Here is a 20,811-nt window from a genome sequence, read left to right as displayed (position 1 = left end):
AGTTGCAAAGTAAGGGAAAAGTCGTGAATGGTGCGTGGGCCATTCCCTATTGGCTATAGACTTCTTAAGCAGCCTCCATCCCTATATCCCTCACATTACCGGTTCTCTTCAACACCCCCCAGTGCTGCAGTTCGCCTTTGATGGCGCGTTTATAGGAGCGGAAAAGAACGATGAGCATGAGCCAGCGGTAGATCAAACGCTGTGGTATCAGCCAAAGCAGTTTCCACGGCCGTTCCTTTTCGAAGAAGAAGGCCACCCCGGCGATCATTGCATCGAAGATCAGGAAAACAAGATAGTAGAGCCCGATCTTGCCCCGGTTTTCAGTAAACAGGCCGAGAACCATGAGCAGGTCGCCTATCGGGCTGAAAAACGGGATGATGTATTTAAACAACAGGATATCCGGCAGGGCCACCCATGCCAGCGCCTTGTACCTGAGGTTGAACAGCGCGTCTTTGTGTTTCCAGAAGGTTTGCATAACCCCGAAGGTCCAGCGGTAACGCTGTTTAAAGAACTGGCTGAGTTTTTCGGGGGCTTCCGTATAGGCAAATGCGTTGGGCTCGTTGGCAACGGTGTAGCCGGCGCGCAGGATGCGTATGGTGATGTCGCAGTCTTCGGCCAGCGTATCGCTCGTAAATCCACCGGCTTCTATGATCACCTCTTTTCTGAATGCGCCGATCGCCCCGGGTATAACGGTGATGGCATTGGGATAGGCGAATCCTTTCCTGTCGAAATTCTGGCTGATCGTATATTCTATGCTCTGCCATCTGGTGAGCCAGTTCACTTCGTTGCCCACTTTTACCATGCCCGCAACCGCACCGGTTTTTTCGTTGCCGAAATTTTTCATCAGTTGCGAAACGGCATCGGGCAGCAGTTTGGTGTCGGCATCTATGCATACAACAAACGAAGCATCGGTTTTATCGATGCCAAAATTGAGGGCCGAAGATTTTCCTCCGTTCGCCTTGGTAAACACTTTTACTTTCGGATGAAATTCAAATGCGGTAAATACTTTTTTGTAAGTATTGTCGGTACTTCCATCATCCACAAAAATGATGTTGAAGTTCGGGTAATCGCAACGCAGCAGGTTTTCGAGCGAGCTCACCGCATTCACTTCTTCGTTGAATGCCGGTACGATGATGGATACCAGCGGATCGCCGGGCAACGGCTGCTTTTTCAACAGCCGTTCCTTTTTTCTTTGTTTGAAGGCGAAGAAGCCGAGCACAAAGATGCGGATCGCGCCCAGGATCATGAATACAAGGAACAATGCATACAGCAAATGGCTTACCACGTAACCCGACGCTGCCACAAAATAATTGAAGTTGAGCAGCGCATAGCCCATACCGGGTTCTACCGGTGGCATCATGTCTTCGGGCTTTTTGTTGAGCAGCCCCGCAACCGTAACAAACTCGTAACCCTGCGCCTGGAAATAACGGATGATCTTGCCCGTGGCCTCTACGGTTGCACTCCTGTCGCCCCCGGCATCGTGCAGCAAAATAATATTGGCGCTGTCGTTGTTGCTTAAATGAAAATTATAGATCCGGATGATGCGGTTGAGGATGCTGTCTCCATTCAGTTCAGGAATATCGGCCTTCTGCCAGTCTTCGGGATCAATGCTTTCGCCGATGGTGATGTAGTTTCTCGTTCTGCTTAATGCCACCGGCACCATCTCTTCCGATTTTTCGGGGTCGCTGTCTGCGTTGTAAGGCGCGCGGAACATGACCGTACTCCTGCCGATGATGCATTCGATCAGCAGGCGCGTTGCATCGATCTCCAGCAACGCGCGCTTGCGGCTCACCTCGGCCATATTGGGATGCGTAAACGTATGGTTGCCGATCTCGTGCCCTTCCCTGAAGATGCGTTTTACCAGCGGGATGTTGTTCTCTGCCTCAATGCCCACAAGAAAGAAACTCGCGGGCACCTTGTAATATTTGAGTGTATCGAGGATCTGTTTGGTGTACAAAGGGTCGGGGCCGTCGTCATAGGTAAGCACCAGTTTTTTATCTGAGCGCTTGCCATATTTTTTTACAACGTAGGAGGATGGGAGCTTTTCATAATCCTGCTCGGCAATCAGCATGTCTACGGTGTCTATCTCTGTAATGATGTGCCCGTCTGATGGCGTGGCCAGCATATCGAGCACCTCGCCTTCGCCGATAAAATCGGGGGTGCTGCGACTTTCCACTTTATCAAATTCCTTGAAGTTGAATTTTTTCAGCGCGTCTTTCGTCATTACAAGGTTGTAAAAATCCCAAAGGCGGTCGTCTTCGCTGCCCAGGCGCCAGATGGCTGTTCCCGCCAACCCGTATTCGGTTGCAAAACGAAGTGTGTTGAAATTGGTGGCGGCATCGGTAAAATAAACATCGTGAATCTTATCCTTCCCGTCGTAGTAGCGGTAGTTGAGGTTGTAAGTGTCGTTGTCGAACTTCACTTTCACTTCGCTCTCCCGTGCAACCGTAAGCGCCTCCTGGTAGGTGAGGGTTTCGGTGGTGTCTTTGCTCCAGTCGTAACCATACGCCGCCAGGTTCAAAACGATCTTTTGCGGCGGCACTTTTGCGGCGAGGTGGTTTACCGCGGTCTGAATCCAGCGTTGGTCGGATATAGGGCCGGGCTTGCTTTCTTCGTGGTGCTGGTCGTAAGCCATCAGGAAAATATAATCGTTGTACTTCGCCAGCTCCGAGTAATTATAATCGCTGTTGAAGGGAGAAACGTTCTGTGTTACCAGCATTCCATATTTGTGCAGCGAATCGTAGAGTTTTCTTTCGAAGTTGATGAGCACTGCGTCGTTGTCTTCCTGCAGTTCTTCAAAGTCTACATTGATACCGTTGAAATTGTGTTTCCTAAGAAATTTTACAACATCGCTGATGAGCCTGTCTGTTTTTTTCGGATCGTTAAAAATGCGGTGCAGCGCGGCGCCATTGAATTTGCCGTTGTCGCTGTTCGATAGCATAGGCATCACACGCACACCCGATGCTTTGATGAGATCGTATGCGCGCTGGTCTTTTTCCATTTTTGAAAGAAGGGTATCGGCCTTGGGATCAACAAACAACCATTCGGGCAACACGAGGTTCATTTTGGAAATGTTCTTGCGCAGCGAGAAAAAAGACTGGTTGTCCCATGCCACGTAAAAAGCTGCGCGTATCCCGGTTGAATCGCTGAAGAGGGCCGAGTTGGAAAGATTGAGCACGGCGTTGTTCTGCCCGATGCCCCTTCCGCGGGCCCAGCGATCCTCGATCTGTTTGCGGAACCCCCGGTATTTTTTTCCCAGCTCGCTGGCGCGATATTCGGGCTGGTCCTCGTTGAGCACTTTCTTCATGGCCCTGCCCTCAAGGGGAACATCCGGGTTTTCCATGCTCGAAATGGTAATGCCCACCACCACGATGGCCAGCAACAGCAATACCCCAAGTACACGGAAACCCCACTTGACACGTTGCCAACGGGTGGGGGTGCTGGTCTGGAATACTTGCGAACGCATGGATGAGTTAATAATTGGTAATTAATAATTAATAATTAGTAATTGTTGGTGCGTGGACTTACAAAAATAGAATAAAAGCTTTGTTAGTGCAGAAGGTTAACTGTTATTTAAGTGGTGCCTTTGCACAATAGCTGAAGGAATGCGATTCCACTTTTTTCGTGGCAGTACATGAAAAAGGCTGTCCCGAACCTTTGAGACAGCCTCTTCCAAATTATTAATTCCTGATTACTAATTCCTAATTCTCAAACGTGCTGTAGAAGTAAGGTGTTTTTGCTTCAAACTCAGCGCTGCAGGTATCCACCATTTTGTAAACGCGTGTGATGCCGAGTGCCTTGCGTTTTTCATATACCTGGTCCTCTGTGCAGTTGCCATCGAGAATGCGCGAGATCTGCAGATCGCCGAAGCCGTTTTTCTTGGCTTCTTTCAGCAATTGGTCGGGAATGGTTTCGAGGGTGTATTTCATCATCTCTTTTTCCATGTTCGCAATGATCTGGATCTGGTAGATGAACCACCGGTCGATGCGCGTTGCCTGTGAAATTGATTTTACGGTAGAGCCCTGCATCAGCGCATCCTTGATGCGGAAGATGCGGTCCCATTTCGGGGTCTTTATGTATTCAACAAGCTCTTCGCTTTTCATCAGGCTCTTTCCATAATAGCCGAGGCCGATGGCTTCGTTCTCAAGGCTCTGGCAGGCTTTCTGGATCGCTTCGGTAAAGCTCCTTCCAATCGCCATCACCTCGCCAACGCTCTTCATCTGCAGGCCGAGTGTGTCGTTTGCACCTTTGAATTTATCGAAGTTCCAGCGTGGTACTTTTACAATCACGTAATCGAGCGCCGGTTCGAAGTAGGCCGAGGTGGTCATGGTGATCTGGTTCTTCAGTTCATCCAATGAATAACCGATAGCCAGTTTTGCTGCAATTTTTGCGATCGGATAGCCTGTTGCTTTAGAAGCAAGCGCCGAAGAGCGGCTCACGCGCGGGTTGATCTCCACGGCAATCAGTTCTTCTGTTTCGGGGTTCTGCGCAAACTGGACATTGCATCCACCCGCAAAATTTCCGAGTGAGCGCATCATCAGGATGGCTTTGTTGCGCATGTCCTGGAACGATGTATCGCTCAGTGTCATTGCCGGCGCAACAGTAATGGAATCTCCCGTGTGAACACCCATCGGGTCGAGGTTTTCAACGGTACAGATGATCACCACGTTGTCGTTCTGGTCCCTCAGCAATTCAAGTTCATATTCTTTCCATCCCAACACAGCTTTTTCAACAAGCACTTCGTGAATGGGTGATGCTTTCAATCCTTTATCGAGTGCGGCATCCAGATCGTCTTTGGTATGAACAAAACCGCCGCCGGTACCGCCTAACGTGAACGACGGGCGAATCACCAGGGGGAAACCGATCTCCTGTGCAAACTCCTTTCCCTCTAGAAAGCTGTTTGCCACGCGGCTCGGCGCAACCTGGATACCGATCTTTACCATAAGCTGGCGGAATTTCTCCCTGTCCTCCGCAGTATCTATCGCAGCCACATCCACACCGATCATGCGGCAGTTGTATTTTTCCCAGATGCCCAGCTCATCTGCCTCTTTACAGAGATTGAGCGCGGTTTGTCCGCCCATGGTAGGCAATACGGCATCGATCTTGTTCTCTTCCAGGATCTGTTCGATGCTTTCTACGGTAAGGGGCAGGAGATAAACACGGTCGGCCATCATGGGGTCGGTCATAATGGTGGCCGGGTTGCTGTTGATCAATATCACCTCGATACCCTCTTCGCGCAGGCTTCTGGCGGCTTGTGAACCTGAGTAGTCGAATTCGCAGGCCTGGCCGATGATGATCGGGCCTGAACCAATGATCAGTACGGATTTGATGGATTTGTCTCTGGGCATAGTTGCAAAAAAATAAATTGTGCAAATGTAAGGCTGATGAGGGATAACGCTTGTTATTTTTTGAAAAAATGTGATCCCTGTTTTCCCCAGCCCGCACGCGCCGGGAGAAGAGCGGTTGAGTTTTTGTAAGTTTGCCTGTTTACAGGCCACCATAGCAATAATTCATCATACTTACACAAACGAACAACATGGCAGTTCTAAAGGAAGGAAGCAAGGCGCCGGTTTTTAAGGCGGTTGACCAGGACGGGAAAGAGGTTTCGCTGGCAGATTACAAAGGCAAAAAACTGGTGCTCTATTTTTACCCGCAGGATGATACCCCTACCTGCACGGTGCAGGCCTGCAACCTGCGCGACAACTATTCTTTATTGAAGAAAAAAGGCTACCAGGTACTGGGCGTGAGCCCGGATTCGGTAAAAAGCCATAAAAAGTTCGGGAACAAATTCGACCTGCCTTTTCCCCTGCTGGCCGATGAGGATAAAAAGATCATCAACAAATACGGCCTCTGGCAGGAGAAACAACTCTTCGGCCGCAAATACATGGGTGTTGTGCGCACTACTTTTTTGATTGATGAAGAGGGGAAGATCTTTAAGATCATCGACAGGCCGGTGAGTAAGAACCACGCGGAAGAGATCGTGGAGGCCTGGGAATCCTAATCAAACCACGCATGACTTAGGTAAGGGAACCAATAAGAAAAGCCGGTCTGCTAAACCGGCTTTCCTGTTAAAATAATATCCTTTAGTTTTTTATTTCTTCGTCTCGAGCAATTTAAAGAACTGGTCCAGCTGCGGCAGGATCACGATCCTTGTTCTGCGGTTGGCTGCGCGGCCCTCGGCGGTGCTGTTGTCCATTAAAGGAGAATACTGGCTGCGGCCGGCGGCTGTCATCCTTTTTGGATCGAGGCCATAGGTATCCTGCAAGATCCTTACAATGGTGGTTGCGCGTTTTACGCTCAGGTCCCAGTTATCGGCAATGCCCGCACTGCGTATCGGCAGTGAATCGGTATGGCCCTCCACCATGAATTCGATCTCCGGCTGCGCATTCAATACTTTGGCCACTTTGCCGAGCACTTCCTTCGCGCGGTCGGTTACCTCGTAGCTGGCGCTTTTGAAAAGGAGCTTGTCGGAAATGTCTACGTATACCACACCTTTGTCTACCTTGATGTTGATGTCCTTATCGTCGAGGTTCCCGATGGCGCCTTTCAGGTTCATCACCAGGGCCATATTCAAAGAGTCCTTGCGTGCGATGGATCCCTGAAGGTCCTTGATGTAAAGGTCTTTTGCCCCGATGTTTTCCAATGATTTCTTAATGCTCTCTGCCTGCGATCCCGTTACCACGGAAAGGTCCTTCAATTGGTTCAGCACCGTATTGTTGTTGGCTTTCAGGTAATCGATCTGTTTGTTCAGGTCGGCGATCTGGCCTTCCAGCGCGGTTTTCTGGTTATTGAGGTTCACCATATCACCCTTGCCTTTGTCAACGGCATTGTTACATCTTTTCAATTCATCTTCCAGGTCGCGGTACCTTTTCTGAAGATCGAGATAGGTATTGCCGAGTTCCGCATATTTCGCTTTCTCTGCTTCCAGTTTTTTAGGGCTCACGCAGGAAAATACAGCGAGCGAAACAAGGGCAATGCTTAGGTAAACATTCAATTTCATAATGATATGATTGGGAGTTGTGTAAAATCCCCCTTTGAACGCTGTAAGAAACTAAAAAATTGTGTGGCAGCTGAATTTTGCCTGTTCTCGGTGCTGAAAAATAATATTTACAATCGCCGGGGAGCCGGGTTTACACAAAAATGACCGTCTCTGTTCTTTTGATCCATGCTTCGTAATGTTCCCCAAACCTTGCATCGATCATTTTCCGTCTGATCTTGAGCGTGGGTGTGAGCAGTTCGTTTGCAACCGTCCATTCTTCTGCAAGCACAATGATTTTTACGAGGTGCTCATGTTGCTCCAGGTTGGTGTTTACGGTGTGAAGCATTTTTTTCAATGCGCTGTGACGTGTTTCGGGATCGTGTTGGGTTGCCATTTCGGATAAATTGCAAAGCGCCATGGCGCCCGGCATTCCCGAACCCACCACGCAGACCTGTGCCACAAGGCCGGTTTCGAGCAGGCGCGCCTCTACTACAGCGGGCATGATGTATTTGCCCTTGCTTGTTTTGAACTGGTCTTTGATCCGTCCCGTGATCGTGAGATAGCCATCGGCGTCTATCGATCCCTCATCACCCGTTTTCAAAAACCCATCTTCAAAGCAGGCTGCGCTCATCGCAGGCTCTTTGTAGTAGCCGATCATGGAGGCAGGACTTTTTACCTGTACTTCGTTGTCTTTGCCCAGGCGAACCTCAACACCCAGGTACGACTGGCCAACCGTGCCGAAACGAACCGCGTTTTGCCGGTTTGAGTGGGAGAGGGCAAGGTTCTCCGTCATGCCATAAGCCTCCTGTATTACAATACCGATGCGCGCGTACCATTGCAGCAAAGAAAGTTTGATGGGAGATGCGCCGGTATAAATAAACCTGGCACGGCCCAGCCCCAGTTTCTTTTTGATCATGTGTTTGATGAGGGAAGAGACCACTGGTATTGATAAAAGCCGGTCGAGTTTTTTCTGCGGTATTTTTTTGAGGATGTTTTCCTGGATCTTTTCCCAGATCCTTGGTACAGCGAGGAACACGGTTGGTTTTGTATCGGCGAGGTTCTTTGCAAACGTTTCCATTGATTCAACAAAATAAACCGAGCTGCCGGTGAAGATCGTTCCGCATTCCACCAACATACGCTCCGCAACATGGCAAAGGGGCAGGTAAGAAAAAAAGACCTCTTCGCCAACAGTAGGATTGGTAAGCAGGAACGCCTGCACCGCAAAGCCGATGGCATGAAAGGTATGCATCACGCCCTTGGGTTGCCCGGTGGTTCCGGATGTATAAACGATACAGGCGAGTGAATATGGGTCGATGGCAGGTTTGCCTGTAATGGGCGCATGCGCAGCCACCCATTCGTTCCAGTTGATGCAATCCTTGTTGGGATAAAAGGGAAAAGTGATGCGTACCAGGTTGCCGGGAACGCCTTTGCATGATTCTTCGGGATTGTCGAGCTTGCCGATAAATACCGCTTTGCATTCGCTGTGCGCAAAGATCTCGCGCAGCGCATCTGTTGTTACATTGGGGTAAAGCGGAACGCAGATGCAACCCGCCATCGCGATCGCGAGATCGGCCATCACCCAGTGTGCGCAGTTCTTGCTGAGTATGGCAACCTTATCTCCCTTTTGCAGCCCGTTTTGTTGCAGCGCGGCGGCCATCCGCCTGATCTGGTTTCCGGCCTCGCCCCAGGTAAAACGCTGGTAAACGCCCTTTACGGGTTCGGCAAGAAAAAGCTTACCCGGACGTTCTGCTTCGAACTCGCAGAATTTGTCGATGATGGTGGCAACATTTTCGTTCATAAGCAAGCCAGTCTTTTAATGGTCTCTCCTCAAAATCTTATCCGTTCAATATTCAAATGCGTTGTTACTGTCCGTTGTACAGGTGCTGCATTCCCTGGGATGGATTTTTACCTCTGATATGGGCATAAAAGCGGTGAATGCGTTCCAGGTCGGCCCGCTCATCGGCCGTAACAAAAAAGGGTTCGGAGAAGGAGGCCTGTTTTTTTTCAAAATCCATTCCTGCCATCACGATCGGAACATTGGCCTTGCGCGCAATATGGTAAAAACCGGTGCGAAGGCGGTCCACTTTTTTCCGGGTGCCTTCGGGCGAAAGCGCCAGCACAAAAGAATCGTGGCTGTTAAAAAGCGCCACTACCTGTTCAACCATATTGTGTTTCTCAGACCGCTCCACCGGGAAACCTCCCAACTTCCTGAACAGGAAGCCGAACGGCGGCCTGAACAATTCTGCCTTGCCGAGGTACTTCACATGGCCCAGGTTGAGTTTGCTTCTCCAGGCCAGTCCGGTTACAAAATCCCAACTGCTCGTATGCGGGCCCACCAGCAGTATGCATTTCTTCAGCTCATACGGAAACCGGCCCTTGACGGTCCACCCAAGCAAATGAAGATACAGGCGCCAGAACAATTTCATAACAGTAAGGTAATAAAATTTAAGAACCCGTGGCAGTGGCGGCGGGTAAAGCAATTTTCTAAATCGAATCAGCGTTATTATAAAAAACCAACCCTCATGGCTTCTTTCCGGAGTTTTGTTGCGAGCGAATTGATGTCTATCAAACAGAATATTGCAGCGGTACGCAATATGGTGCCCAACAACATAAAACTGAAGCCGAGTGAGCGGAGAAGCATGTTCAAGCTGAATACAAAACGGCATGAGTTCGTGGAAAAGGCCGTTCAGTTCATGCGCAAGAACCCAAACACGGTACCTTCTTTTGTGGATGTGATGGAATGCAACAACTATGTTCACCTCTACGCCCAATATTCGGAACTGATAGATGAGATAGACCAGGTAAAGACCAAGCTCGAAGATGCCAAGCTGGTGATCGGCAACGAGATCCTGAAACAAACACGGGCCTATTTTCAAAATTCAAAGAATGCTTCTGAATCGGGCAATGAACTCCTGGGTAATATTTACAGGGAGTTGAAACCCCATTACGCAGTGGGCAGGAACAGCAAGAAGAAAGCGGAATAAGGTGCACGCGCGGTTGCTACTTCAGCAATCCTATCGCATAATCTTCCACCAGCTGGAACAGCATAAAAAATGCTACGGTCAGGAAGATGTTCTTAACAATAACTACCCCGCGTTTGGAATCGTTGTAAAAATGCACCGCCGTAAAACTGCTGTACAGCACAAACAAGGGCAGGTCTATATACGCCGTGTCGAGCGTGTGAAAGATAAACTTCAGCAAAGGGATCACTGCAGTTGCCGCCAGGAGAAAAGAAAGCATATACAACTGCATCACCCCTGTTTCTGCATAATTGTATTTCCTGCTCCTGAACACGAGCCATGCCAGCAGTGTAAGTACCGGCACCAGCATCACGAAAGAAACAAACTGGAGCTCATGGCGAAACCGCGCCTCTGCCGCAAGTCCGGGATCATTGAAGAACCTGATGAGCAGTTCGTCAATAAAATACCGCAACAGCCCGTTGAACGTTAAACAAACAAAGAACATGGAGAACGGTTTCTGGTAACGGTGCCGGTTGCCTTCCACGTATTCTCTTTGCATGGTGCCCGGGGCAGTTACCAGTCGTTTGAGCGTGTAACCAAAACCCTTTTCAAGGTGCGTGAAAAAATGGAACACATCATGCAGCAGGCCTTTTACCGTTATGCGTTTTACATCATAGGACTGCCCGCAGCTGCCACAGAATTTTCCTGTGCCCGCTTTGCCGCATGATTTGCAATACCGGATGGCTTCGTTTGTTTGCATGTGCAGGGTTCGTTTTGCTAACTTATATTAAATCGGCTAAATTATTGCCGGAGATTTGCTTTGCTGTATTTTGCTGCCGATGACCGCTCCCTTCCCACATACCTATCCCTGCGGCGATTCGGCCCTTACGGTTGTATTGGGTGATGGGATCAGTGCAGACACCCATCAAAAGGTGATGGCGCTGTTTGCCTGTATTAAAAAGGATCCGCCTGCGGGATTGCGTGATGTGATCCCCGCCTATCATTCCCTCACACTTGTGTACGATGTGGTTGTTTTGAAAAAGAAAGACCCATCGCTGCATGCGTATGAACAAATGCGCAGCTACGTTGATGCGGCATTGCAAAAGACAAGCGATGTGAATCGTACGTCACGAACGGTAAATATTCCTGTTTGCTACGATGCTTCGCTTGCGCCGGATCTTGGCTCACTCGCAGCATCGCACGGAATTGCCGTGGAAGAGGTGATCAGGCTGCACACATCAAAAACATACCGTGTTTACATGATCGGTTTCCTTCCCGGTTTTGCCTATATGGGTTCGGTAGATGAAAAGATCAATACGCCGCGCAAAACAACACCCAGAACACTGGTGCCGGCAGGAAGCGTTGGTATTGCCGGCGAACAAACAGGCATCTACCCGTTCGATTCGCCCGGCGGATGGCAGCTCATCGGGCAAACGCCATTGAAGATGTTTGATGCCGGAAAAGAAATGCCCTGCTTTCTGCAGCCCGGCGACGAAGTGTGTTTTCATCCCGTTCCCCTCCATGAATTTTATAAAATCAAGAACGCATGAGTATCCGGATACTGAATAATGGGGTGTTGGATACGGTGCAGGACGCTGGCCGGGAAGGATACGCACACCTCGGCATCAACCCCGGCGGCGCAATGGATGTTGCAGCGATGAAGGTTGCCAATATTTTAGTGGGCAACGATCCATTATCCGCGGTAATGGAAATGCATTTTCCCGCGGCAGAGATCCTGTTTGAAGAAACAGCAATGCTGGCGCTGGCCGGGGCAGATGTGGCTGCGTATGCAGATGGCGAAGAAGTGCCGGTACTTCACCCCTTCGTCATCAGGGAAAACACAACACTCTCTTTCAAAAAAATAAACAGGGGCGCGCGGATTTACCTGGCGGTGAAAGGCGGTTTTGCCCTAAGCAAATGGCTCAACAGTTACAGCACCAACACAAAAGCAAAAGCGGGCGGATACCACGGAAGGCAGTTGCGGAAAAACGACAGGCTCTTTTTCAAACAGCAATACAAACATGAATTCTCAAACGCGCAATGCGTTTCTGTTCTCCCATGGTCTGCAAACCTTGCCGGGTTATACACAGGAAACACCATCCGCTTTGTACCGGGAGAGGCATTTGCGTTGTTGCGCGAAGCCTCAAAAACGGCACTCGCCACAAAACCGTGTACCATCAGCCGGGAGAGCGACCGCATGGGTTTTCGTTTGCAGGCCGAAAACTTACAATTAACGGAACAAAAAGAAATGATCTCTGCTGCGGTAACACGCGGCACAATTCAATTGCTGCCCTCCGGGCAAATGATCATACTCATGGCCGATCACCAGACTACCGGCGGTTACCCGGTGATCGGTTATGTGATCAGCGCTGATTTTCCATCGCTCGCGCAATTACAGCCCGGCGAATCTTTCCTGTTGCAGCAAACCGATCTTCAAACGGCAGAGGCAGCCATGCTCAAACAACAAATGAACCTGCAGGTGCTGCGGGATGCGTGTGAATTGCGGGCGAGCGGGAGTCAGGAATGGAACGTGTGAGAGGCAGCGAAAAAGCATTTGACCAAAACCATCTACATTTAATCAATTATTACTCCAAACCACTTACTATACTTTATGGATCTGAACTGCGACGTGGGCGAAGGGCTTTCAAACGACGGGTTGCTTATGTTCTACATCAGCAGCGCCAACATTGCCTGCGGTTACCATGCGGGTGACGAGGATACCATGAAAAGAACGGTTGCGCGCGCCGTAGGGCACGAAGTGGCGATAGGTGCACACCCGGGGTTTGCTGATAAAGAGAATTTCGGAAGAACCGAGATGCATCTTTCTGCGGAGGCAATCAGGGAACTGCTTTCTGAGCAGATCTTTTCCCTGCAGACGGTTGCGGGCACATTCGGGGCCAGGATCAAACATGTGAAACCGCATGGGGCGCTGTATAATATGTCTGCACGGGATGAACAACTTGCCGCAATCATTGCACAAACGATTTACAACATCGATCCTTCCTTATTGCTTTATGGCTTGAGCGGGAGTTTTTCCATCAGTGAAGCAAGGAAGGCGGGGTTGCAAACGGTAAGCGAGGTGTTTGCAGACCGCACGTATCAAAGCAACGGCTCACTTACGCCTCGCTCACAGCCAGGTGCACTGATTGAAACAGAGGAGCAGTCTATACAACAGGTATTGCAGATGATCAACCGGCAAACGGTAACCAGTGTCAGCGGTGAGGAAGTGCCGATTGTTGCCGAAACCATTTGCCTGCATGGAGATGGGGATCATGCCGTTCGTTTTGCAAAAAAGATATTCAACACGCTTAAGGAAAATAATATTGAGATCAAAAGTTTCTAAATACGGCCTTTTCAGCGGCGCTTCGCTGGGCGCGGCATTCCTGATGGCAAACTCGTCTATCGGCCCGGGCTTTCTCACACAAACAACTGTGTTCACGCAGCAGTTAATGGCGAGTTTCGGGTTTGTGATACTGGTTTCTTTTCTGCTCGATATAGGTGCGCAACTCAATACCTGGCGCATTTTAACCGTGAGCGAACTGCGCGCGCAGGACCTCTCTAACAAATTATTACCGGGCCTTGGTTATCTCATCGCTGCGCTGATCGTAATGGGTGGTTTTACATTTAATATCGCCAACATAGCGGGTTGCGGGCTTGGTGTTAATGTACTTACGGGCTTGTCGTTCCAGTCGGGCGCCATCATCAGTTGCATCGCGGCGCTGCTGCTTTTCTGGATAAGGGAGATGGACAAAATGCTGGATAATTTTACGCGCATCGCCGGCACTGCAAAAATAATATTGACCCTCGTCATCGCCATCAGCTCGCACCCACCGGTGTTGCAGGCGCTGCATCATACCTTCGTTCCCGAAACGTTGAGCACACAGGCCATCGTTACGATTGTGGGCGGTACCGTGGGCGGATACATTACTTTTTCCGGTGCACACCGTTTGCTCGATGCAGGCATCAAAGGAAAAGAGAACATCAAACAGGTGAACAAGAGTGCCATCAGCGGGATCGTGATATCAGGACTGATGCGTTTTATTTTGTTCTTCGCTGTGCTGGGTGTGCTAACACAAGGTGCTGTGCTGGATCATGATAACCCGCCCGCCAGCGTGTTCCGTTTTGCAGCGGGCGAATTCGGTTTTAAAGTTTTCGGGATCGTTTTGTGGAGCGCCGCCATTTCATCCGTAATAGGGGCGGCCTATACATCTGTATCATTCCTGAAAACATTTCATCCCCTGTTGGTAAAACACGAGCGCTTGTGTATTTCAATCTTCATCATCATCTCAACACTCGTTTTTGTTTTCATCGGCAAACCCCGACAGCTCCTGCTTTTGGCGGGGATGGTAAACGGGTTGATACTACCGCTTGCACTCGCTGTGCTGCTCATCGCCTCTACCAAATCCCGCCTGATGAACGGGTACCAACACCCGCGCTGGATGCAAATGGCCGGCTGGATCGTTGTATTGGTGATGGGATGGATGGGATCGGTGGCAATTGTGGAATGGATGAAAGGATAGGAGATGAACCATCAGCGAACGGGAATCATTTTCCGGCATTTTATTTGGATAACTTTTTACACTTAACAAAATTGATGGCTTACAACTAAAAAATATGAAACAACTACTCATCATCCGTCACGCAAAAAGCAGTTGGGCCGTGGCCGGACAAGACGATTTTGACCGCCCCCTCAACGAGCGCGGCATGCGCGATGCGCCGGTGATGGCGCAGCGGCTGATCGATAAAGGTTTGCAGATCGACGCGTTTATTGCCAGCCCCGCAAAAAGGGCGCTTACCACCGCAAATCTTTTTGTTGAAACCTTTGCCGCACCGGGAAAACTCAAAACGATGCAGAAACTTTACCACGCCGCGCCACCGGTGTTTTATGAAACCATTGCCGCCATCGACGATGGCGTTGAAACAGCAGCCGTGTTTTCGCACAACCCCGGCATCACTGCGTTTGTAAACGAGCTCACGGCCACACGTATTGATGACATGCCTACCTGCGCAGTGTTTGCCGTACAGGTAGCCATCGACCATTGGAAAGATTTTAAACAAGCCCAAAAAACGGTCTGGTTCTTTGATTACCCCAAGTCCTGATCGGCCTGTTTCCTGAAATTGGCAAGGTATACACCGGTAAAGATCAAAATGGCGGCGATGAGTTTTACAAGACTGAACTGCTCGCCGGCAAAAATGATGGCAATAACGGCGGCAAAAACCGGCTGCGTGTAAATATATGCCCCGGTGGAAGAAGCGCCGATCACCGATATGCCATACACATTGAAGAGATACGCCAGGAACGTTGCACCCACGCCAACAAATGCAAGCGCCAGCCATTGTGTAAGGTGAAAAGCCTGCCAGTCGGTAGCCAGGAATTTGTTCATCCCGAAGGGCAATATCACCAATGCGCCGAAGGTGAAGATCCAGCGCAATACCTGTATGCCGGTATAGGTCTTCATGAGCGGCCTCACCAATACCAGGTAGAATGCATAAGACACTGCGTTGATCAGCACCATCAGGTCGCCCAGTAGAATATTATTGCCGCTGTGCGTGCTGTCTTTCAGCAGCACCAATATGGCAGCCCCTGCAATACCGAGCACAAGACCGGAAAATTTCAAAAACGTAAACCCTTCTTTCAGCAGCCATGCAGCAATCAGTGTAATAAATATCGGTGTTGCAAGCGAAAGCAGCGAGCTGTGAATGGGCGTGGTAAGCGATACGCCGGTAATGAAAAAGATCTGGTTGATCACAACCCCCGTTAAGGCACACAACAAAAACCGCGGAAGGTGTTTGCGCTGGATCTTTGTTACGGCGGGTTTGAAAAGAAAAAGGATCCAGAACAAAGAAAGGCTCACCAATATCCGCACCACATTCAGTGCAAACGGATGCAGGTAACCGGGTGCAATGTATTTTACCAACGCATAATTCGTTCCGAAGATAAAATTGGCGGAGAGAACGGCGGCATGGGCTTTGGTGTTGCGGGTCATTCGTTTTTTTGCTGCAGGCCCTGGGGCTTGGTTTGTGAATGGAAGTTGTGGAATCGAAGTCACAAAGATCGCCCGATCAGGTTTACCACATCACTTTCATCAAAACATTTGAATTGTTTTGCCTGGTAAGGGAACGATCTCGCCTCTTTGAAATGTTTTGCGCAATCTATTTCGTTTTGCGATACGCTCATGCAAATATTTTCCTGCTGCAGTTTTTGTGCAAGGTATTCCTGTTCTGTTTGCCCGGGTGTGGGAATAAGGATTGCTTTTTTCTGCAACGCAATGATCTCCATCGCCGTTGTATAGCCGCTTCTGCATACAATGTATTCGCTTTGCTGAAGCGCCTGCTCCAGCTCGTTGCCGGGCAAATGATTTTTAATGGTGATGTTTGGGCGCGATGGAAGTACATCCTCACTTCCCGGCTTTCCCCTCACCAGCAATATTTTTCCCTCAACATTGCTAAGGCCGGCGAGCAATTTGTTTTCCAGCATGGTTCTTTGTGGCTCGGGCCCCGATAACAAAATGCAGTAATCGTATTCCTGCACAACCGCTTTCTTTTCAAAACGCGAGAGCAGTCCAATGTATTCCAGTTTTGTTTTGGGAAGCAGGGCGGGGTGCGACAAAACGCCGGCGATGTTTTGTTTACCGGCTACATCCGGCACCCAGCAGCAATTGTAGGTGTTGATGTACCGGTACAATGTTTTCCGGATCATTTTTTCTGCCCAGCCAAACGGCGCCTTAACCGTAAGCTGGTGCGTGATGAATATGCAGGGAACATTTGGGGAAGAAAATCCATACCGGTTATCAGAGATCACAAGACCGGGCCGGTGTTCTGAGATGATCTTTTCGAGCCATCGTTTTTCGTTCTTTATTATGCTGCGCAGTCGCGGCAGCTGCATCAACAGCCGTAATGCGAGCGTCCATTTGTTTTTACTGTACCGCACCCGGTAGCCTTCCAGTGGTATGATCTGCAACCCGGGAAACTCCTTTTGCAGCAAATGCGCCTGCGCACCCTCCGCGGCCACCAGCACCTCGCAACCATTGGTTTTCAGCGACCGTATGATGGGAATACAGCGTGTTGCATGGCCCAACCCCCAATCAAGCGGGGCGAGGATCACTTTTTGTATGTTAAAATTCAGGGGCAATCAACAGGTTTGTTTACAGATAAACCGTAAAGTAGTACTTTAGTTTACGATATGAAGCTGAAAATAAACCAAATAATCGTTTTGTTGTTACTTGTTGCCATGGTAGGCACCACTTCCTGTGGTGTGTTCCGCAAGAACAACGGCACTAAATTTTGTGGTTGCCCCAGTCACAAATAACAAAAAATAAGGCATATGCCTGGTGCGAACAGAGATTTATTGGTGCTTACAGATGCCGGGCAACTCAGCCCCGCCGCCCTCGAACGCGAGCTCCTGTTTTTAGATTCCGTACTTTTTCACGTAGAGAACTGGGAGGCTTTCTCCATTGCAAATGAGGTCATCGACATCAACCGCAGGAAAATCGTGCGCAAAACCTTCCTGATCCAAAAGATCCTCAGCGAGCGGAAGGTGAAATCGTTTGTGTTTGTTTCCAACAAAAATTGAAAGATGCGCCGGAGGCGCTTCGATAGTCGTCACTCGGCGGAGCCGAGCGACTGCTTCTTTGCGTTGCCACATACCAAAACCTCGTTGAACCTGGCAGTGTGACTTACATGATCAGTCGCTCGGCTCCGCCGAGTGACGACTATCACACCGCCTCCGGCGACCGCTGCTGACTGCTTCTTTGCGTTGCTCTAACGAACCCTCGTTGAACCTCGCAGTGTGAATTACACGATTAGTCGCTCGGCTCCGCCGAGTGACGACTATCACACCGCCTCTGGCGGTCCCTGCCGGTAAGCTTCAAAATTCAGCAACCAATGATTCCCAAACTTATCTTCCAGATCGCCAAACAAAGCGCCCCAGAAAGAAACCTCAAGCGGATGCGTTGCCTCGCCGCCTTCTGACAGTCTTTCGTAACAGGCCCTGATCTCTTCTTCACTATCGCAATCGAGAACCATCGACACATTGTTTCCCTTGTTGAGCCCTTTGTCGCCAACCATGTCAGAGCCCATCAGCACCAGCTTATCCCTGGAAAGCGTTCCGTGTAAAATATATGCTTTCATTTCTGCGGGCATTTTTTCCGCCAGCGGCGAATCGCCGATGGTTTGAAGGGTAAGTTCGCCGCCGATACAATCTTTGTAAAAACCCATTGCCTCGCGGCAGTTACCATTGAAGGTTAAATAGGTACTGATCTTCATAGCTGTGATTTACAATTTGTTGACCGGGAAAATAAGAAACCGGCATCGCGGTTCCCCGGTTACAAAACTCCGGCTTAATAACGCGTCAAACACGGTGCAAATACGACATTTCGGGGGGTTGATTGCGACTGTAACGTTGCTTATCTTTAGCCAATGAAAAACGTATCCATACTGGTTCCCGAAACCGCGGTTATCGAAGCCGTTGCCGATCCGCATTACATGTGTAAGGCCGTAAACCAGTTCCTCGAGGCATCGGGCAAACAGGCTTTGTTCAACGTGGAGCTGGTGGGTTTGTCGCGCGAGATCAGGTTGGAGAACAGTTTGTTTTCTGTTCATACAGACAAACTTTTGAACGAGGTAAAGAAGACCGACCTTATTTTCATCCCCGCCATCAGCGGTGATATTAAAACTGCGCTGGAGCTGAACAAAGAAGCCCTTCCGTGGATCGTTGATCAATACAACAACGGCGCCGAAGTGGCTTCACTTTGTATCGGGGCATTTGTGCTGGCATCAACAGGATTGCTCGAAGGAAAAAAATGTTCCACACACTGGTTGCATTCGGGTTTGTTCAGAACAATGTTTCCCGGTGTTGAGCTGGTAGATGGAAGCATCATTACCGAAGAACAGGGACTCTACTCCAGCGGCGGCGCCAACTCCTACTGGAACCTTTTGTTGTACCTCGTAGAAAAATACACAGATCGCGATACGGCCATCCTCGCATCCAAATATTTTGCGATCGATATAGACCGCGACAGCCAATCTGCCTTTATGATGTTTGAAGGGCAGAAAGACCACAGCGACGATGAGATCCGCAAGGCGCAGGAATTCATTGAAGCGAATTACATGGAGAAAATGACCGTGGATACACTTGCCGATATGTTCAACATCGGCCGCAGAAGTTTTGAAAGGCGTTTCAAAAAAGCGACAGACAATACCGTTGTAGAATACATCCAGCGCGTGAAAATAGAAGCCGCAAAACGCAGTTTCGAATCAAGCCTTAAGAATGTGAATGAAGTGATGTTCGATGTAGGATATACCGATACCAAAGCTTTCAGAACCATCTTCAAAAAAATAACGGGCCTGACGCCGGTTGAGTACCGCAACCGCTACAACAAACAGGCGGCGTAGCAAAACATCGCATACCTCACCTGTTAGCGAAGTGCCTCCAGGGCGGCTTCCAGTTTGCCCAGCATCTCGCCGATCTCTTCTTTCCTGCTCGTTCCTACGCTCAGGCGGTACCACGGGCTTTTGCTTCCTGCGCCAAAGGCAGAGAACGGCACAACCGCCAGTTTTGCTTCGCCTAAAATATAAGAAGTAACATCAGCCTGGGTGGCCAAAGCATGCCCTTCTGCGGTTGTTTTTCCAACCAGGTCGATCTTGATGGTGAGGTAAATCGCCGCCTGCGGTGAAACAGAATCCACACGGTATCCTTTTTCTTTCAACGCAATGAAACCTGCATGAATGCTGCGTAACCTCTCTTCGATCTCTGATTTGAAATGCACCAGGTATTTTTTGATGGCATCTGTCTGCAAAAGGTATTTTGCCACCGCTTTCTGTTCTGCCATGGGCGCCCAGGCTCCGAGGTGACTAAGGATCGCTTTCATTTTTGCGATCACGGCTTCCGGCCCCAGGGCCCAGCCCACACGAACGCCTGTTGCTGCAAACACTTTGGAAATACCATCCACGAAAATCGTGTACGCTTTCATTTCAGGCCGCAGCGAAATGGGGTTGTAGTGTATGGTGCTGCCAAAAGTAAGTGTCCAGTACATCTGGTCAAACATGAGGTACAACTTCTTCTCATCTTCGCCCCGTTGTTTGTTCTCTTCTATGATAAGATCGCAGATCTGCGTAAGCGCATCCTTTGAAAGCGTTGTGCCCGTTGGGTTTTGCGGTGTACAGATGCAGATGAGCGTGGCGCCTTTGATGTTTTTCCTGATGTCTTCGGGTGTTGGCATGAAATCATTTTCAGGCGCACAATCGATCACGCAATGCTCGCCGTCGGTCATGTGCACGTAGTGATTGTTGTTCCACGATGGCACGCCGTAGATCACTTTATCGCCTTTGTCAACGATGGCTTTGAAAATCGTATAAATAAGCGGCCGCCCGCCGGATGCGATCTGTATTTCGTTGGGCGCGTATTCGATCCCTTCCCATTCTTTGATAAAGGAACTTACAGACCTGCGCAGGTCAAGCACACCTTCAGCCGCAGGGTAGCTGGTGTTTTTTTCCTGGTAAGACTCGATGACCAGGTTTTCCAGTTCTTTGGGAATAGGGAAAACATGCGGGTCAAAATCCCCGATGGTAAAGTTGTATATTTTCTCGCCGTTGCGGATGCGTTCGCTGATGGCGTTTCCGAGTTTAACGATCTCACTGCCAATCAGTGTTCCTGCGAGGTGGCTAAGTTTGGGTTGGTTCATATAAAGGGAGTTCAAAAATGGATGCGGCTGCAAAAGTATCGCGGATTTTACAGATTTACGTATGATTTACAGGATGATTGTTGCGATTGCAGTTGTTTTTCTATTTTTAAACAGGATATCCGGGAAAATACATCGTACTTGTTGTGCGGGAAACACCTGTGGTGTTAGTTTTTTCTTTTTGTAAATACGG

The 20,811-nt window shown here is 49.5% G+C and carries 19 protein-coding genes; 9 read left to right on the top strand and 10 right to left on the bottom strand.

What is annotated here, in order from left to right; translation table 11 throughout:
• Positions 1-64: 64 nt before the first annotated feature.
• Positions 65-3,466, bottom strand: coding sequence for a glycosyltransferase (locus tag GWC95_RS18655; RefSeq protein ID WP_161820221.1), 3,402 nt, complete (start codon positions 3,464-3,466; stop codon positions 65-67).
• Between the two features lie 235 nt (positions 3,467-3,701).
• The gene (carB, locus tag GWC95_RS18650; protein ID WP_161820220.1) at positions 3,702-5,348 is read right to left on the bottom strand and encodes a carbamoyl-phosphate synthase large subunit; all 1,647 of its coding nucleotides are present in this window, start codon (positions 5,346-5,348) and stop codon (positions 3,702-3,704) included.
• 188 nt (positions 5,349-5,536) lie between these two features.
• On the opposite strand from carB, the gene bcp reads away from it, so the two are divergent.
• Positions 5,537-6,001 (top strand): thioredoxin-dependent thiol peroxidase, encoded by a 465-nt coding sequence (gene bcp, locus GWC95_RS18645; RefSeq protein WP_161820219.1) that lies wholly within the window; start codon positions 5,537-5,539, stop codon positions 5,999-6,001.
• 90 nt (positions 6,002-6,091) lie between these two features.
• On the opposite strand, the gene GWC95_RS18640 is transcribed toward bcp, so the two are convergent.
• The 3 genes from GWC95_RS18640 to GWC95_RS18630 all read right to left on the bottom strand — a co-directional run bounded on the left by GWC95_RS18640 (position 6,092) and on the right by GWC95_RS18630 (position 9,405).
• Entirely contained in the window at positions 6,092-7,000 is a 909-nt protein-coding gene (locus GWC95_RS18640; RefSeq protein ID WP_161820218.1) for an OmpA family protein, read from the bottom strand.
• 130 nt (positions 7,001-7,130) lie between these two features.
• The gene (locus GWC95_RS18635; protein ID WP_161820217.1) at positions 7,131-8,777 is read right to left on the bottom strand and encodes an AMP-binding protein; all 1,647 of its coding nucleotides are present in this window, start codon (positions 8,775-8,777) and stop codon (positions 7,131-7,133) included.
• A 64-nt stretch (positions 8,778-8,841) separates the two neighbouring features.
• A complete protein-coding gene (locus GWC95_RS18630; protein ID WP_161820216.1) occupies positions 8,842-9,405 on the bottom strand; it encodes a 1-acyl-sn-glycerol-3-phosphate acyltransferase in 564 nt (187 codons plus the stop codon).
• 96 nt (positions 9,406-9,501) lie between these two features.
• On the opposite strand from GWC95_RS18630, the gene GWC95_RS18625 reads away from it, so the two are divergent.
• Entirely contained in the window at positions 9,502-9,963 is a 462-nt protein-coding gene (locus GWC95_RS18625; protein WP_161820215.1) for a hypothetical protein, read from the top strand.
• A gap of 16 nt (positions 9,964-9,979) precedes the next feature.
• On the opposite strand, the gene GWC95_RS18620 is transcribed toward GWC95_RS18625, so the two are convergent.
• Positions 9,980-10,699 carry a DUF3667 domain-containing protein gene (locus GWC95_RS18620; protein ID WP_161820214.1) on the bottom strand — a complete coding sequence of 240 codons (720 nt, stop codon included), beginning with the start codon at positions 10,697-10,699 and terminating at the stop codon, positions 9,980-9,982.
• 79 nt (positions 10,700-10,778) lie between these two features.
• Between GWC95_RS18620 and pxpB the strand changes: the two genes are divergently transcribed.
• The 5 genes from pxpB (at position 10,779) to GWC95_RS18595 (ending at position 15,039) form a co-directional block, all read left to right on the top strand.
• On the top strand, positions 10,779-11,489 hold the full coding sequence (gene pxpB / locus GWC95_RS18615) for a 5-oxoprolinase subunit PxpB (protein WP_161820213.1): 711 nt from the start codon (positions 10,779-10,781) through the stop codon (positions 11,487-11,489).
• Positions 11,486-12,475 carry a 5-oxoprolinase subunit C family protein gene (locus GWC95_RS18610; RefSeq protein WP_161820212.1) on the top strand — a complete coding sequence of 330 codons (990 nt, stop codon included), beginning with the start codon at positions 11,486-11,488 and terminating at the stop codon, positions 12,473-12,475. The genes pxpB and GWC95_RS18610 overlap by 4 nt, the downstream gene beginning before the upstream one ends.
• 75 nt (positions 12,476-12,550) lie before the next feature.
• Positions 12,551-13,282: a 5-oxoprolinase subunit PxpA gene (locus GWC95_RS18605; protein WP_161820211.1), complete on the top strand. Its 732-nt coding sequence runs from the start codon at positions 12,551-12,553 to the stop codon at positions 13,280-13,282.
• Positions 13,263-14,459: an NRAMP family divalent metal transporter gene (locus GWC95_RS18600; RefSeq protein ID WP_237722210.1), complete on the top strand. Its 1,197-nt coding sequence runs from the start codon at positions 13,263-13,265 to the stop codon at positions 14,457-14,459. The genes GWC95_RS18605 and GWC95_RS18600 overlap by 20 nt, the downstream gene beginning before the upstream one ends.
• Before the next feature lie 94 nt (positions 14,460-14,553).
• Complete coding sequence (locus GWC95_RS18595; protein ID WP_161820210.1) at positions 14,554-15,039, top strand: SixA phosphatase family protein; 486 nt, start codon at positions 14,554-14,556, stop codon at positions 15,037-15,039.
• Here GWC95_RS18595 and GWC95_RS18590 read toward each other — a convergent pair.
• Positions 15,024-15,926 (bottom strand): DMT family transporter, encoded by a 903-nt coding sequence (locus tag GWC95_RS18590; RefSeq protein WP_161820209.1) that lies wholly within the window; start codon positions 15,924-15,926, stop codon positions 15,024-15,026. The genes GWC95_RS18595 and GWC95_RS18590 overlap by 16 nt on opposite strands.
• 59 nt (positions 15,927-15,985) lie before the next feature.
• A complete protein-coding gene (locus GWC95_RS18585) occupies positions 15,986-17,071 on the bottom strand; it encodes a glycosyltransferase (protein ID WP_161820208.1) in 1,086 nt (361 codons plus the stop codon).
• A gap of 192 nt (positions 17,072-17,263) precedes the next feature.
• On the opposite strand from GWC95_RS18585, the gene GWC95_RS18580 reads away from it, so the two are divergent.
• Positions 17,264-17,512 carry a hypothetical protein gene (locus GWC95_RS18580; protein ID WP_161820207.1) on the top strand — a complete coding sequence of 83 codons (249 nt, stop codon included), beginning with the start codon at positions 17,264-17,266 and terminating at the stop codon, positions 17,510-17,512.
• A 260-nt stretch (positions 17,513-17,772) separates the two neighbouring features.
• Here GWC95_RS18580 and GWC95_RS18575 read toward each other — a convergent pair whose 3' ends face one another.
• Positions 17,773-18,204, bottom strand: a complete 432-nt coding sequence (locus GWC95_RS18575) for a VOC family protein (RefSeq protein ID WP_161820206.1) — start codon at positions 18,202-18,204, stop codon at positions 17,773-17,775.
• A gap of 153 nt (positions 18,205-18,357) precedes the next feature.
• Between GWC95_RS18575 and GWC95_RS18570 the strand changes: the two genes are divergently transcribed.
• Entirely contained in the window at positions 18,358-19,332 is a 975-nt protein-coding gene (locus GWC95_RS18570; protein WP_161820205.1) for a GlxA family transcriptional regulator, read from the top strand.
• Between the two features lie 23 nt (positions 19,333-19,355).
• On the opposite strand, the gene GWC95_RS18565 is transcribed toward GWC95_RS18570, so the two are convergent.
• On the bottom strand, positions 19,356-20,621 hold the full coding sequence (locus GWC95_RS18565) for a pyridoxal phosphate-dependent aminotransferase (RefSeq protein WP_161820204.1): 1,266 nt from the start codon (positions 20,619-20,621) through the stop codon (positions 19,356-19,358).
• Between the last annotated feature and the right edge of the window lie 190 nt (positions 20,622-20,811).

The organism is Sediminibacterium roseum (assembly GCF_009939005.1).
Classification (GTDB): Bacteria; Bacteroidota; Bacteroidia; order Chitinophagales; family Chitinophagaceae; genus Sediminibacterium; species Sediminibacterium roseum.
This window is presented reverse-complemented; position numbering and strand designations above follow the sequence as displayed.